The organism is Streptomyces sp. NPDC019531, from assembly GCF_044903305.1.
Taxonomy (GTDB): domain Bacteria; phylum Actinomycetota; class Actinomycetes; order Streptomycetales; family Streptomycetaceae; genus Streptomyces.
In genome coordinates, this window is sequence record NZ_JBJDQL010000070.1 from 13,406 (window position 1) to 27,538 (window position 14,133).

Annotated in this window: 12 protein-coding genes and 1 pseudogene; 10 read left to right on the plus strand and 3 right to left on the minus strand. The window is 71.7% G+C overall.

Annotated features, from left to right (window positions below; genetic code table 11):
* The first annotated feature begins 144 nt into the window (after positions 1-144).
* Positions 145-393: an acyl carrier protein gene (locus ACI2L1_RS42080; protein WP_404744760.1), complete on the plus strand. Its 249-nt coding sequence runs from the start codon at positions 145-147 to the stop codon at positions 391-393.
* Positions 394-458: 65 nt separating this feature from the next.
* Here ACI2L1_RS42080 and ACI2L1_RS42085 read toward each other — a convergent pair whose 3' ends face one another.
* On the minus strand, positions 459-1,325 hold the full coding sequence (locus ACI2L1_RS42085) for an ACP S-malonyltransferase (protein WP_404744761.1): 867 nt from the start codon (positions 1,323-1,325) through the stop codon (positions 459-461).
* 618 nt (positions 1,326-1,943) lie between these two features.
* On the opposite strand from ACI2L1_RS42085, the gene ACI2L1_RS42090 reads away from it, so the two are divergent.
* Entirely contained in the window at positions 1,944-2,738 is a 795-nt protein-coding gene (locus tag ACI2L1_RS42090) for a thioesterase II family protein (protein ID WP_404744762.1), read from the plus strand.
* Between the two features lie 260 nt (positions 2,739-2,998).
* Here ACI2L1_RS42090 and ACI2L1_RS42095 read toward each other — a convergent pair whose 3' ends face one another.
* On the minus strand, positions 2,999-4,498 hold the full coding sequence (locus tag ACI2L1_RS42095; protein ID WP_404744763.1) for an IucA/IucC family protein: 1,500 nt from the start codon (positions 4,496-4,498) through the stop codon (positions 2,999-3,001).
* A 92-nt stretch (positions 4,499-4,590) separates the two neighbouring features.
* Here ACI2L1_RS42095 and ACI2L1_RS42100 point away from each other — a divergent pair, with 92 nt between their 5' ends.
* The 3 genes from ACI2L1_RS42100 to ACI2L1_RS42110 are packed head-to-tail and all read left to right on the plus strand — an operon-like array spanning position 4,591 to position 8,201.
* Positions 4,591-6,102: an IucA/IucC family protein gene (locus tag ACI2L1_RS42100; RefSeq protein WP_404744764.1), complete on the plus strand. Its 1,512-nt coding sequence runs from the start codon at positions 4,591-4,593 to the stop codon at positions 6,100-6,102.
* A 9-nt stretch (positions 6,103-6,111) separates the two neighbouring features.
* Positions 6,112-7,386, plus strand: a complete 1,275-nt coding sequence (locus ACI2L1_RS42105; protein ID WP_404744765.1) for a VWA domain-containing protein — start codon at positions 6,112-6,114, stop codon at positions 7,384-7,386.
* Positions 7,386-8,201, plus strand: coding sequence for a hypothetical protein (locus ACI2L1_RS42110; protein WP_404744766.1), 816 nt, complete (start codon positions 7,386-7,388; stop codon positions 8,199-8,201). The genes ACI2L1_RS42105 and ACI2L1_RS42110 overlap by 1 nt, the downstream gene beginning before the upstream one ends.
* 40 nt (positions 8,202-8,241) lie before the next feature.
* Here the strand turns inward: ACI2L1_RS42110 and ACI2L1_RS42115 are convergent, their stop codons facing one another.
* Positions 8,242-8,868, minus strand: a complete 627-nt coding sequence (locus ACI2L1_RS42115) for a winged helix-turn-helix transcriptional regulator (protein ID WP_404744767.1) — start codon at positions 8,866-8,868, stop codon at positions 8,242-8,244.
* Positions 8,869-8,955: 87 nt separating this feature from the next.
* Here ACI2L1_RS42115 and ACI2L1_RS42120 point away from each other — a divergent pair, with 87 nt between their 5' ends.
* From ACI2L1_RS42120 to ACI2L1_RS42140, 5 genes and pseudogenes are all read left to right on the plus strand, one after another.
* On the plus strand, positions 8,956-10,164 hold the full coding sequence (locus ACI2L1_RS42120) for a pyridoxal phosphate-dependent aminotransferase (protein ID WP_404744768.1): 1,209 nt from the start codon (positions 8,956-8,958) through the stop codon (positions 10,162-10,164).
* 92 nt (positions 10,165-10,256) lie between these two features.
* Positions 10,257-12,578 carry a hypothetical protein gene (locus ACI2L1_RS42125; RefSeq protein ID WP_404744769.1) on the plus strand — a complete coding sequence of 774 codons (2,322 nt, stop codon included), beginning with the start codon at positions 10,257-10,259 and terminating at the stop codon, positions 12,576-12,578.
* Between the two features lie 8 nt (positions 12,579-12,586).
* Entirely contained in the window at positions 12,587-12,976 is a 390-nt protein-coding gene (locus ACI2L1_RS42130; RefSeq protein WP_404744770.1) for a hypothetical protein, read from the plus strand.
* Between the two features lie 142 nt (positions 12,977-13,118).
* The gene (locus ACI2L1_RS42135; RefSeq protein ID WP_404744771.1) at positions 13,119-13,718 is read left to right on the plus strand and encodes a histidine phosphatase family protein; all 600 of its coding nucleotides are present in this window, start codon (positions 13,119-13,121) and stop codon (positions 13,716-13,718) included.
* A 70-nt stretch (positions 13,719-13,788) separates the two neighbouring features.
* Positions 13,789-14,133 (plus strand): annotated as a pseudogene (locus ACI2L1_RS42140) (hypothetical protein); the annotation flags it as partial.

Sequence of the window (14,133 nt, forward strand, 5' to 3'; positions counted from 1 at the left end):
CACTAGGGGCAGTCAGGGGTTGTCCGGCGCCGGGCGGTGAGGTTCGGTCGTGGCTGGAGACGCGGTCGGAGAAACAGCCGTGGCGGAAGCCGAAGAGGCAGCCGCAGTAGCCGTCGTAGAAGCCGTCGAGAAGCGGAGACATCCATGTGGGACAAGCAGTTCGCCGAGATCCTGCGCAAGCACCTGCCGTTCCTGCCCGCCATCGAGGACCTGCTCCCCGGCAGTGATCTGCGCGACCTCGGACTGGACTCGCTGGGCACCGTGGACCTGCTCGCGTCTCTGGAGTCCGTGTACGGGGTGCGCTTCGTCAACGACGAGCTGACCCTGGAGAACTTCTCCACCCCCGAGACGATCTGGTCGGCGCTCTCCCGGCTGACCAAGGCGTCCGCGTGACCACGACGACCGCCTGACCTCGACGACCGCCTGACCTCGACGTCCGAGGCCTCAGGTCCCGGGCCTCAAGCAGTGCTGCGGCGCCGGGGCGCCATCGCCATCCGCGGGTCCACCCCGGTCACTGTCCCGAAGGTCCGCGTGGTGACGGACACCCGTCCGAACAGGCGGTCGGAGCCGCACACGTACAGTCGGCCGGCGCCTTGCCGGCGCAGCCCGGAGACCACGTCAGGCCAGCGGACGGGCATCGTGTAGCCGTCCAGGAGCATCGTCCGTACCCCCTCCGCGGCGTCCACGACCCGGCCGTCCTGGTCGGCGATCAGCGGCACGGCGGGGGCGCGGAAGCTCAGCTTGTCCACGACGTCCCGCTCGATGCGCTCGCGCAACTCCGTGAACGCGGAGCAGTGCATCGGCGGGTGCATGCTGTAGAGCGGCAGACCGCCGACCGCGCGCAGCCGCTCGTTGAGTGCTTCGACCTCGGCGCGGTCCAACGACAGCATGAAGAAGTCGTCGTCGATGTAGCAGGAGATCTCGTTCCAGACCCCCCGCTCGACCAGCTCGGCGCGGATCTCCGCGAGCCGGTCGGCGGGGGTGCGGGTGAAGGAGTGGGTGACCGCGTCCCGGTACTCACGGGCGAAGTACTCCTCCTCGCACCGCGCCATCTCGGCGGTCATCCATACCGCGTCGGCGAAGTCGAGGGCGCCGGTGTGCACCGCGGCCGCCTTCCCGCCGAAGCTCGCTCCCGCGCAGACGTCGGCGCGCACCTCCAGCGTCTCCTCGGCCCAGGCGGCCAGCGCCACGCAGTTCACCAGGAACGCGACCTGCGCGTATTCCGAGTAGTCTCCCTCGGATTCGCGGTAGCGGTCCACCAGGGAATAGCCGAGTACCTCGTCGGCGGCCGAGACCATTTTCCGCGCGATGGGATTTATCAGCATGAACTTCGCCGACTCAAAGAATGCGGACGGGCCCATTCCGGGGAAGACGACCGCATTGCCCGGATGGAATTCCGGCTGTGCTTCCATGGATTCCCTCCACTCAGTGGCCCATTGGGCCGGGACGCCGCGTACGGCACGGACAGTCTGCCGGTCCGCACTACTGGCAGCACCCCCTAACCGCCCCTTACTCGGCCGCGACGAAAAGGTGGTCGCGGATAGTGGTCGGGGCGGCTTCGGGGCCGCGTAAATCCCGGTCTTGAGGGGCTGTCAGGGATTGGCCGCACCGGTCGGACCGACTTGAATGGTGCACCGGCGCGCGTCCGCCCCCTCCCGGGGCGAGCACACGCCGGCCAGGGCCTGTCCGGCGGATCAAGTCGCAGGAAATCGACGGTGTCCATCGACGCACCCGAGCGAGGGCCGGCGCGTCGAGCTGCAAGACGGAGGAGGGGGTCAGCGCTCCGCGTCGGTGACCGACAACAACGCCGCTGAGGGCACCACGCGCCCTTCATGCAGTGGGGGAGGGCGTGCCGGCCCCCGCGTCTGCTGCACGATCCGCCGGACAGGCCCCGGCAGGAAATCCAGGAACGTCGAGGCAGGACGAGGAAAGGAAAGCCAGCCATGCGCGATGGCACAGCTCAGACCGGCGACTGGGTACGCCGATTCCATCCGGCACCGGACGCGCCGACGCAGCTGGTCTGCTTCCCGCACGCGGGCGGATCCGCGTCCTTCTACTTCCCCGTGGCCCGCGCGCTCTCCCCGGACATCGATGTCCTGGCCATCCAGTACCCCGGCAGGCAGGACCGCCGCGGCGAGCCCTCCGTGGACGACGTCCGCAGACTGGCCGACCTGATCACGGCCGAGCTCCACCCCCACACCGACCGCCCGCTCGCGCTGTTCGGCCACAGTCTGGGCGCGACGGTGGCCTTCGAGGTCGCCCTGCGCCTGGAGGCCGAGGGCGCCGTCCCCCTGTGGCTGTTCGCCTCCGGGCGACGCGCACCCTCCAGCAGCCGCGCGCAGCGGGTGCACGAGCTCCCGGACGACCTGCTCATCGCCAACCTCGAACGGCTCAGCGGCACGCACACCCAACTGCTGTCCGACCGCGAGTTGCTGGACTCCATCCTGCCGGCCCTGCGCAGCGACTACCGCGCCGCCGAGACCTACCGCTACACACCGGGACCCCCGCTGATCTGCCCGGTCCTCGCCCTGATCGGCGACGACGACCCGGAGGTGACCCCGGAGGAGGCGAAGACCTGGGCCGAGCACACCAGGGCCGCATTCGAACTGCGTGTCTTCCCGGGCGGCCACTTCTATCTCAACGACCACGCCACGGAAGTCACCCGGGAGCTCACCCAACGCCTCGGCGTACCCGAGGCCATGGCCCCCCTGAGCCCGGAACGGGTGGCTGACGCATGAGGACAGTGTCTGACGGAGATTGACCGAATCGGGACACCGCTCACCGAGCGGTGCGGGCGGCCAGGCTGCTTGTTCTCCCCTCCCCTTGTTCCCCCCTCCTCTTGTTCTCCCCTCCCCAGGACAGCCGTCAGGCGGCATGCGGGCTCATCCGCGCGGGTCAGAGACGCGAATGACCGCATCGCCGCAGGTCACAGGGCTCAGTGGACAACTTCACGTCGTAGGTGCGTGGTCGCGCAGCACACCGGCCAGGGCATTTCAGATCACGTACCGGCCAGCGGGTTCGGCAGCGGCAGGTACCGGGCGTCCGCGCCGTCCGCGCCCGTCCACCTCAGCAGGAGGTTGGTCTTTCCGGGGAGGGTGGGCGCGGTGAGCAGTGCGGCGGCTTCGGGGAGGTCGTGGCGGGCCAGCTCCCGGCGGGCGGCGGGCCAGGGGTCGAAGCCGGGGTGCCGCTCGGCGAGAGCCGCGGCCACCTCGCACAGGTGGTTCACGACCAGGCAGTACACCAGCCGCTCCCACCCGGCCGCGCGCCGCACGTCCGGCAGCAGCTTCACGCCCTCCGCGTCCCGGAACAGCGCCTGCACGGGCGTACCGTCGGCGTCCACGGCGACCAGCGTGTTCTGCAGATGCGCTTCGAGTACGACGCCGTGGTCACCGAAGGCCGCGAGGACGGGCGGGACGACCGCGCCCAGATACCCCTCCCACCAGGCCGTCGGACGCTCGGTGCTGTCGAGCGGGCTGCCCTCGAAGCCCTCCACGAGAGCCGCGGCGAGCAGCGGGGTCGCGCCGGGCAGCACCCGGCCGCGCAGGCCGTCGCGGACCAGGACGGCGAGCTCCTCGAAGGCGAAGTCGGCGGTGCGGTAGCCGCGGTCGCTGAGCCAGGCGGCGGAGCCGGGGCTCTCGGCGAACGCCTTCGCGACCGCTTCATCCGTACGGCGGAGTTTGAGCAGATCGTGGCGCCAGAGCCGGCGGATGTCGTTCGTGATGCGGACGTCCAGGCTGAACTTCAGGAAGAGGTCGCGTTCGGGGACGTACACCGTGCGGATCGCGGCCGTCGGCCAGGCCTCGAAGCCGGTCGTGCCGAGCCGGATCAGACGGCCGTCGTCAAAAGCCTCCGCGCAGCCCACCAGGTCGAGCTGCCAAGGGTGGGCGGGCAGCAGCCGATAGCCCGGCGGGGCCTCGCCGAGTGCGTCGAGAGCCGAGGTGTCGCCCTCCTCGACGAGGCAGTCCTCCCGCAGTCCGAGCAGGACCAGGGGGAAACGGGCATGGGCCTCGGGGGCGTAGGGCAACCAGGCGGCGACCGGGCCGCCGCCGCGGGCCTTGGGAGCGGGGTGGTACGGGTGGCCGGTGACGAGGCACTGCTCGGAGCGCAGATACCGGGCGCCGGGCGCCGCCGCACGCGCGCGTGCCGTGAGCAGCGCGGCGACCGCGTCCCGGCTGTCGATCATCTCGGCGGGCAGTTCGTGGTTGGAGAGGCCGGTGTGCCGGGCCAGTTCCTCGGCGACGAGCTTCACGAGTTCGGTGTGGCCGACGCGTCGCCAGCCGTCCGCCGTGGACACCTCGGGCTCGGCGGGCCGCCGTTCGCCCAGGACGCTCAGCAGTCGCCCGCCGGGGAGCCGGTACACCCGGCGTTCGCCGGTTTCCGGGAGCGCCTCGGCCACCTCGCGCAGCAGGCAGTTGAGCAGCGGTGCCGCCGCGTACGCGTCGGCGCGGCGTGCGACGGCGGTGTCGGTCGGCGGGGGCAGGAGATCCACGCGATCCACTCGTTCTCTACGGTTCATCTGGGGCGATGACGATCAGTATGTCTGCCGTCACCACCCCACCGTGACACCACTCGTACCCGAGGAGTCCGCCCGTGCACCGTCCCTCCGCCGCCGAGGCCCAGTTCGCCGAGGAGCTGGGCGTCGTTCGTCCCGACCTCGCGGCGCGGTACACGGCCGAACTGCCCGGCGCTCGGGCGGCCGTGCTGACCCGGCTGTGGCGTGGGCTCGCGTACGAGCCGCTGCCCTGGGTCACCGGGCGGGAGGCGGGCCGGGAAGGGCTCACCCTGCGCCTTTCGGACGGCCGCCGGCTGCACGGCCCGCACCCGGACCCGTTCGCCACGGCCGCCTATGTCACCGTCGTACGGCTCGACGAGGTCGCCCACGACGATCCGGCACGTCTGACGACCCACCTCGGTGTACCGCACGGCGCGGACTTCGCCGCCGAACTCGCCGACAGCGTCACGTCGTTGGCGTTGTCGAGGGCAGGTCAGGCAACGCGCGTGGAGAACTGGCCGGTGCACGACTGGGAGTGGGAGCAGCGGGTCGTGGACGGGCATCCCTACCATCCCAACTGCCGTTCCCGGCCCGGCTTCTCGGTGGCCGAGCAGCTGGCCTACGGGCCCGAGCACCGGCCACTGGTACGGCTGGGGCTCGTGCCGGTACCGGTCGGCGAGTGCCTGGTGACCGGTACCTGGCCGACGGAACTGCGGGACGGGGAGCGGCTGTTGCTGCCCGTGCATCCGTGGCAGGCGGAACATGTGCTGAAGCGGACGGTCACCGAGGGCCTCGACGCGCACCCGCTGATGTCCCTGCGCACCCTCGCCCTCACCGAGGGACCGCAGCACGTCAAGACCGCGCTGAGCGCCCGGCTGACGTCCTCGGTGCGGGACATCTCCGGCTACTCGATCAGCGTGTCCGCGACCCTCTCCGCGTTCGCGCAGACCCTGTCGGAACGCATGGACGGCCTGCTGCACTTCACCCGGACACTGGCAGCCGCGACGGCCGGCTCACCCGATCTCGCGGCGGTGTTGCGGGAGTCGCCCCAGGCCTACGGCGACCGGGTACTGCCCGTGGCGGCGCTCGCCACCACCGAACTGCCCGACGACCCCGTTTGGTTGGCCGAGTTCGCCCGGCTGACCCTCACGGCCGGACTGCGTCTGCTGGACCTCGGGGTCGCCCTTGAGGCACATGGGCAGAATTTCCTCGTCGTCCTGTCCGAGTCGGACGCGCCGGTGCGCCTGGTGTACCGGGACCTCGCCGACATCCGGATCAGCCCCGCGCGGCTGGCCCGGCACGGCATCCCCGTCCCCGCCCTGTCGGGACGGGTCGTCACGGACGACGAAACCACCCTGCGGCGCAAGCTGTTCGGCTCCCTGGTGGCCGGGGCGCTCGCGGGTACGGCGGGTTCGGCGACGGCGTTGCGCGGGGCGCTGGAGACGGCCGTACGGGATCTGCCGCGCACCCCGGATCTGGCCGCGCTGCTCGAAGAGCCGTTGCCCGCCAAGGCGTTGACGCTGATGCGGCTGTCGCCGGGGACTGCGGGCGACCAGTGGACGCGGCTGCCCAACCCGCTCGTTTTGGAGCCCGGCGCACCTGATCAATAGGATCCGGCGATGATCACAAGAAAACGGCTGGCGGCGGGAGTCAGCGCCCTGCTCGTCGCCCTGACGGCCGGGGTGGCCTTCCCGGCCGCGGCGGTCGCCGGTGAACCCACCGGCCAGGCCGCGCCCCAGGTCGACCTCGTCCTCGATGTGAGCGGTTCCATGCGGACCGCGGACATCGACGGCGGCACCCGGATGGCGGCGGCGAAGCAGGCCTTCAACGAGGTCCTCGACGCGACCCCGGAGGAGGTTCAGCTCGGCATCCGGACCCTGGGCGCCGACTATCCGGGCGACGACCGGAAGACGGGCTGCAAGGACACCGCGCAGCTCTACCCGGTCAGCACCCTGGACCGCACCGAGGCCAAGACCGCGGTGGCGACCCTCTCCCCCACCGGCTGGACCCCGATCGGCCCCGCGCTGCTCAAGGCGGCCGACGACTTCACCGCCGGCGACGGCTCCAAGCGGATCGTGCTGATCACCGACGGGGAGGACACCTGCGCCCCGCTGGACCCGTGCGAGGTGGCCCGCGAGATCGCCGCCAAGGGCGTCGACCTGACCATCGACACCCTCGGTCTGGTCCCGAACACCAAGATGAGCAAGCAGCTGAGCTGCATCGCCGAGGCGACCGGCGGCACCTACACCTCGGTCGAGCACACCGACGAACTCACCGACAAGGTCAATCAGTTGGTGGACCGGGCGGCCGACCCGGTGGTCACGCCGGTGGCCACCCAGGGCGCCGACACCTGCGCCGCGGCACCGACCCTGAAGTCCGGGCTGTACACCGACCGCGAGGAGTTCACCCAGCAGCGCTGGTACCGGGTGGACGTCAAGCCGGGCCAGGAGCTGCGCACTTCGGTGAGCGTGGCGGCCGACCGGGCGGTGAACCCGTCGTACGGGGTGCTGCTGCGGGCGGTGACCGTGCACGGCCGGGAGATCGTGCGCGGCGAGGCCGCGGGCAACGGCCGTACCGATGTGATCTCGACGGGGTTCAGGTACCCGAAGGTGGAAAGCGACTCCGGCGACGACGAGGACGCGGCGGCCGAGACCGTGTGCGTCCAGGTCACCAACTCCTTCTCGGCGGCCTCCGGGGTGAAGACCTCTCCGGGTCTGCCGCTTGAGCTGACGGTCGACGTCGTGGACGGGCCGTCGAAGGCGAGCGATGTGGCCTCCTTCGGCCTCGGGCGCGGCTGGTGGCTGCTCGGCGCGCTGATCCTGGCCGGCTTCGTCGCCGGTCTGCTGTGGGGCTGGCTGTCGCGCTGGCGGGTCGCGGTCTGGAGGACCAACTGATGCGGATCACACGTGTGTTGGGCGCCGCGGCGCTGATGCTCGGCCTCGCGGTCACACCGGCGGCGGCCGACTCCACGCCCTCACCCACGGATTCGGCCTCGACGGAGGGTGACGCGCCCACCCTGGCGGGCACGTCGTTCCGTGCGGCGACGGAGGTCGAGCAGGGGCAGACGGCCACGGCGAGCGGCTCCACGGGCGACTACCTGTACTGGTCGTTCCCCGCGGACGCCGGCCAGCGCCCCACCGTCAAGACCACGGTGAAACTGCCCGAGTCCCACGCCGCGCAGACCTGGCAGATCGACGTGTACGACGGGCTGCGGCGCCGCCAGTCCTGCCAGTACGGCGCGCAGACGCGTACCGCCGCGGCGGACGGCTCCTCGGTCGAGCTGGCCTGCACCCTGCGCACGGTCCGCGCCTGGTCGGAGACCTGGGCCAACGACCCGCTGCCGGGCACGTACTACGTCCGGCTCACGGTCGTCGGCCTCACCACCGCCGACCTGGGCCTGCCGGTCAGCACCGAGATGCGCGTCGAGTCCAAGGACATCGGCGGCTCGGCCGCGGTGGACGGCTCGCTGGCCGAGCCGCTGGTGCCGGGGATCGCGGTGAAGTCCGAGGCGGAGGACGACAGTTCGGAGCAGTCCTCGTCCGCGGTGCTGTCCGCGATCGAGCCCGAGGACGGGTGGTCCTCCGGCTGGTGGTCCGACCGGTGGGTGTGGACCGCGGTGGGCGGTGCGCTGGCCGCGCTGGCGGGTGTCGGCGGGTACACGCTGACCCGCGGGTCGGGACGGCCGACCCGGGTGCCGACCGGAAGCTGATACTCCATCAAGAAGGCCCGCTCCGGCGGGCCTTCTTCGTTCACGCCTCCCGCAGCGCCTTGGCGATCGCACCGTCCCCGGTCACCTCGACCCGCCCGTCCCGCACCACGTCCGCCAGGCTCAACTCCCCCCGGCCGAGCGCCCCGCAGGTCTCGGCGTCCAGGACGAGCCGGGCATCGGGCTCCCCGGGGGCGGGCCCGTCGCCGTACGCCGGACCGTCCTGCGAGCCGACGTACAGGTGGAAGTCCCCCTCCTCAAGGCGTACTTCGACGAGCCCCTCGCCCTCCAGCGAGCGCAGCAGAGGCAGGGCGAACCAGTGCGCGCGTACGGCGTCGGTGGGCCGGCGTTCGCCGAGTTCGGGTCCGCCCCAGGTACCGAGGGCCTGGAGCACGGGCAGCAACTCGCGTCCCCGTGCGGTGAGTTCGTACACGTAGGCCGCGCCGGGCGGGGGCAGCCTGCGTCGGGTGGTCAGGCCGTCGCGCTCCATGTCCTTCAGCCGTGAGGCGAGTACGTCCGTGCTGACGCCCGGCAGGTCGGCGTGCAGGTCCGTGTAGCGGCGCGGCCCTGAGAGCAGTTCCCGGACGATCAGCAGGGTCCAGCGGTCGCCCACGACGTCGAGGGCACGGGCCGCGGAACAGTACTGGTCGTAGCTTCGGCGAGGTGACATGCGACGCAGTCTAGACATGTCGTTGGACTTTCCAAGCTCCTACTTGGTAAAACCAAGCAACACAGGAATCCGGAGAGGCGGCAGCGCATGGAGTTCCGGCAGTCGAGCAAGCTCAGCGAGGTCTGTTACGAGATCCGCGGCCCGGTGATCGAGCACGCCAACGCGCTGGAGGAGGCGGGCCACAGCGTCCTGCGCCTCAACACCGGCAACCCCGCGCTGTTCGGCTTCGAGGCACCGGAGGAGATCCTCCAGGACATGATCCGGATGCTCCCCCAGGCGCACGGCTACACCGACTCCCGGGGCATCCTCTCCGCCCGCCGCGCGGTCGCCCAGCGCTACCAGACCCTGGGCCTGGAGGTCGGCGTCGACGACGTCTTCCTCGGCAACGGCGTCTCCGAGCTGGTCTCCATGGCCGTACAGGCGCTCCTCGAGGACGGCGACGAAGTCCTCATCCCCGCCCCGGACTTCCCGCTGTGGACGGCGGTCACCACCCTCGCCGGCGGCAAGGCGGTCCACTACCTCTGCGACGAACAGGCCGACTGGTACCCGGACCTGGACGACATGGCGTCGAAGATCACGGACCGCACCAAGGCCGTCGTCATCATCAACCCGAACAACCCCACCGGCGCGGTCTATCCGAGGGAGATCATCGAGGGCATCCTCGATCTCGCCCGCCGGCACGGCCTCATGGTCTTCGCCGACGAGATCTACGACCAGATCCTGTACGACGACGCCGTGCACCACTCGGCCGCCGCGCTCGCACCCGACCTGGTCGTGCTGACCTTCTGCGGTCTGTCGAAGACGTACCGCGTGGCCGGCTTCCGCTCGGGCTGGCTGGTGGTCACCGGGCCGAGGCAGCACGCGAGGAACTACCTGGAGGGCCTGACCATGCTGGCCTCCATGCGGCTGTGCGCCAACGCGCCCGCGCAGTACGCCATCCAGGCCGCGCTCGGCGGCCGACAGTCCATCCGCGAGCTGACCATGCCGGGCGGGCGTCTGCACGAACAGCGCACGGTGGCCTGGGAGAAGCTCAACGAGATCCCGGGTGTGTCGTGTGTGAAGCCGAAGGGCTCGCTGTACGCGTTCCCGCGTCTCGACCCCAAGGTCCACAAGATCCACGACGACGAGAAGTTCGTCCTGGACCTGCTGCTGAGGGAGAAGATCCAGGTCGTCCAGGGCACCGGCTTCAACTGGCCGACGCCGGACCACTTCCGCATCCTGACCCTGCCCCACGCGGAGGACCTGGAGGCGGCGATCGGGCGGATCGGGCGGTTCCTGAGCGGGTATCGGCAGTAGCTGGTGGTGTTGATGGGATTCACGGTCGGTGAGAGCGGGGATGCCATAGAGTGCGGCCACTGATCGGGGGGTCGGGGGATGGGGGGTCCCGGGTGTTCTTGTCTCGTCTGCGCACCTCAGGTACGCCGTCGGCCTTGCGCGGCCGTGTCGCGCTCCTGGCTCTGCTCGTGGTTCTCGCGGGGAGCCCGTGGGTGCAGCGGCCACTCTCGGATTTCTACGAGCGGAAGTTCTACATAGAGGCCTCCGACAGCAAGACTCTGCGCTGGCTCGTCGAGGCCGCGTTCCTGCCCCGCTGGGAGGTGTCCGCCGAACGGTACGGCAGCACGTCCTCGCTGGTCGTGAACGACCTCGCCGTCCTGGTGCTGCTCGTGGCGCTCGCCCTCTTCGCGCGGCGGATGTCGGCCCGCGGCACGTCGAACTGGCCCCGCTGCCTCGTCGCGGGGGTGCTGGCTGCGGCGCTGGCCAACCTGGCGTGGTGGGCCATGCACAAGGCCTTCGTCGACGACGTGCCGCTGGCACCGACCGGCACGCTGGTCGAGGACCTGCTGCGCAGCGCCCTCATCTTCGGCCTGGCGGTCGGCGCGCTGCTCGCGCTGGTGACCGCCGGTCTGCCGGGAACAGGCACCAAACGCTCCGTCGGCGCCGGGGCGGCGCCGCTCCGCCGCTGGAGAGAGGGAGGGCTCGGCATGACGACCGCGCCGGTCCATATGCCGGTCGGGAGCGCGCCGGGTGACGTCACCCGGTATCTGTGCGCCGCGGCCTACGTGGACGAGGGATTCGCCGACCGGGTGGTGGAGGACGTCCTGGCCGACGAGGCGGGCGCCGTGGCGGCCTCGCCCGGCGTCGACCTGGTGACCGTGGCCCGCCACTGTCTGACGGCCCAGGAGATGCGGCACCGCCGCGATCAGCGGCTGACCGCGGCCTACACCGTCGTGGCGGTGTTCGCGCCCCTGTGGCTGGTGTTCGTCACCGTGCTCCTGTCGGCCACCCGTCAGGCGAACGGCCGGCCGAGCCTGGCCACCCGCGGCCGGCACCAGCCCGAGGGCAGAGTGCTGGTGGGCACCGCGATCGCGGCCGGCGTCGTCGTGCTCTTCGCCTTCCTCTTCGGTGCCGCCCTCTCGTACCTGCCCACCCCCGGCTTCGTGAGCTGGCTGCTGGGCTCCTACCTGGGCGGAGTACCGGCCGTGCTGCTGTCCATCGGCGCCGTGGCGGCCGCGTACGCCACGGTCGTACGCCATGATCTCGACGTCGACCGGCTGCTGCGCACGACCATGACGCGCGAGGCGTTCCCGCGGCAGCCCCGCCCCACCGTGCCGCGGCGGCGGTGGATGGCCGAGCGGCTGACGGCGCTCCGGGAGGCCCAGGAAGGCAACGTCACGGTGTACAGCGGGTACACGCCCTTCCTCGGCTATGCGCCGGCCGCCTCGCAGTGGTCGCTCGCCGTGCCGCTGCTGCCCGCCGACGACCCCGTGGGCCGGACCGCGCGTCCCGCCGTGCCGGAGGCGTTCACCGTCACCGAGCTCGTCGACCACGTACGCGCGCGACTCCGGGCGGCCGCCACCCGCGGCACGGCCGATGGGGCCGCGGTGGACGGCGCGGAGGCCCTTGGGCCACTCGTCATCGAGGACCGGGTCTTCGCGAGCGGCACGAGCATCGGCGACGACGAGCGGTTCATCAGGACCACGAGCCTTGCTCCCGCCTCGCGGCTGTCGGCCGACGAGGTCGAGCGGATCATGGAGCGTCCCACCGGGGCGGTCCGCCACTGTCTGGCGGTCCATGTGCCGCTGTGGGGCGGGGACGTCGTGCCGAGCGTGTTCCTGCACTTCTCGACCGCGGGCACCACGCTCCATCTGCACTGCAGCAACCATGTGCTCGGCCCGGTGCGGGCCGAGTACCACGTCGTGGACCGGCTGCGCGGCCCCCTCTCCCCCGGCGCGCGGCGCGGGCTGCTCCTCGACGCCGTCCCGCGCACCGGCGGCGCCTTCCATGCCGCCCCGTTCCGGGCGCTGCGCCAGGCCCGCTTCGAGGAACGGCACAACAGACGGATGTCCGACGAGCTGAAGGCCCTGGAGCAGGACCCGGTCTACGACTTCGGCGCCCGGCTGAGCGTGCGGGAGCTCGCGGTGAGCCCGAACTACCACAACTACTTCCAGGTCGTGGACGCCGCGCGGATCACCTCCCTGGTGGAGCGCCACACCCTTGCCGCGATCCGCGAGTTCCTCGACGCGCGCGGCTACGACACCACCGACTTCCGCGCCCAGCAGCAGACGATCCTCAACCAGGGGCTCATCCAGCAGGGCGGCACGAGCATCATCGGCAACCAGGCGATCGGCTCGGGCGCGACCGCCACGCAGCACGTCCCGCGGCAGCCCGGCGCGACCACCCCGAGCGCCGCCGGTGGCGCCGCCAAGTAGGAGGCCTCATGAGCGACGACAGACGACAGGACCCTCCGGTCAACAACGGCCTCATGATCAGCGGAGGCACCCACTACGTGGGCAACCAGGCCATCGGCGATCACGCCCAGGCGTTCTCCGGCTCGGTCTCCTTCCCGCCGCAGGACGCCGAGCGTACGGCCGAACTCCTCGCGCTGGTCGAGCGGTTGCTGGCGGAGCACCGCGCGGCGCTGGCCGACCCCGAGGCCACCACCAGGGAGTTGCGTCGCCTGCGCGAGGAGCTCGACGAGGCCGAACCACAGCCCACGGTCCTGCGGCGGGCCCTCGACCGGCTCAACGAGTTCGTCCAGCCGGTGACCCCGCTCGTCGTCGCGGTGGGGCAGCTCGCGCAGTCGGTGCAGGGGTTGCCGGGGATCTGACCCCGCACGGTCTGCGCGTCGGGGCCGTCAGGGGCGTCGGGTCGTCAGGGGCGTCGGGGGCGGAGCCGTCCGGCCCAGTCCGCCCTGCGGGCCCGCCGAAGGCTGTGGCACGGTGCTGCAAGGCGAGCGGGAGGGCGCGCGCATGGGTGATCTCTTTCTGGTACGGCACGGAGAGACCGAGTGGTCGCGGTCCGGGCGGCACACCGGCTGGACGGACGTACCGCTGACCGAGCGCGGGCGGGAGGAGGCGCGTCGGCTGGTGCCGTTGATCCGCTCGCACCGGATCGGGGCCGCCTTCGTGAGCCCGCTCCAGCGGGCCCGGGAGACCGCTGAGCTCATCGGGCTGCACGACCTGCGGGTCGACGTCGATCTGCGGGAGTGGGACTACGGCGGCTACGAGGGCGTCACGACCGTGGAGATCCAGCGGGAGCGGCCGGGCTGGTTCCTGTTCTCGGACGGGGTGGCGCCCGGTCCGCCCGACCACCCCGGCGAGAGCCCGGAGCAGGTCGGGGAGCGGGCCGACCGTGTGCTGGCCAAGGTGGACGCGGCGCACGCGAACACCGAGGGGTGTGTGGTGCTGGTGGCGCACGGCCACTTCCTACGGGTGCTCACCGCCCGTCGGCTGGGGCTGCCGCCGTCGGCCGGGGCGCTGTTCCAGCTGGCGACGGGGACGGTGTGCCGGCTGGGGACGGAGCATGGGCGGCCGGTGATCGCGGGGTGGAATGTCAGACCCGGGTCGTAGTCTTCGAATGGGCTGATCGCGGGAGCGTCTCGGCCCTTCGACCAGGCCGCTTTCCGGGGAGGTGCCCGCCATGACCCGTCCGCCCACCGCCGCGCAGCGCCGCGTCATCGACGCCGCCGATCCCGTCACCGGCCGGCTGAAGGGCACCGGGGCTCAGCTCGACGCGCTGGTCAGGCGAGGGCTCGCCTTCCGGCATCCGCGGCCACCGCACGACCACTTCCTGACACCTGCCGGGCACCGCATACGGGAGACGGTAGAGGAGGCGCCCGAGCAGGCCGCCGTCGCTCCGGCCACCGGTGTGTTCGCCGCGCACATCGGCGGCACGGAAGAGCCCGCGGACAGCGGTCCGGCCCGGGTGCGGGAGGTGCACAGTGCCTGGCAGGGGCTGCTGGAGCTGCGCCGGATGACCAGTCCC

What these genes read in the sequence shown, in the direction of transcription:
- ACI2L1_RS42080 (WP_404744760.1), top strand. Translation starts at nt 145, where the DNA reads ATGTGGGACAAGCAGTTCGCCGAGATCCTGCGCAAGCACCTGCCGTTC.
- ACI2L1_RS42085 (WP_404744761.1), bottom strand. Translation starts at nt 1,325, where the DNA reads ATGCTGATAAATCCCATCGCGCGGAAAATGGTCTCGGCCGCCGACGAG.
- ACI2L1_RS42090 (WP_404744762.1), top strand. Translation starts at nt 1,944, where the DNA reads ATGCGCGATGGCACAGCTCAGACCGGCGACTGGGTACGCCGATTCCAT.
- ACI2L1_RS42105 (WP_404744765.1), top strand. Translation starts at nt 6,112, where the DNA reads ATGATCACAAGAAAACGGCTGGCGGCGGGAGTCAGCGCCCTGCTCGTC.
- ACI2L1_RS42110 (WP_404744766.1), top strand. Translation starts at nt 7,386, where the DNA reads ATGCGGATCACACGTGTGTTGGGCGCCGCGGCGCTGATGCTCGGCCTC.
- ACI2L1_RS42115 (WP_404744767.1), bottom strand. Translation starts at nt 8,868, where the DNA reads ATGTCACCTCGCCGAAGCTACGACCAGTACTGTTCCGCGGCCCGTGCC.
- ACI2L1_RS42120 (WP_404744768.1), top strand. Translation starts at nt 8,956, where the DNA reads ATGGAGTTCCGGCAGTCGAGCAAGCTCAGCGAGGTCTGTTACGAGATC.
- ACI2L1_RS42130 (WP_404744770.1), top strand. Translation starts at nt 12,587, where the DNA reads ATGAGCGACGACAGACGACAGGACCCTCCGGTCAACAACGGCCTCATG.
- ACI2L1_RS42135 (WP_404744771.1), top strand. Translation starts at nt 13,119, where the DNA reads ATGGGTGATCTCTTTCTGGTACGGCACGGAGAGACCGAGTGGTCGCGG.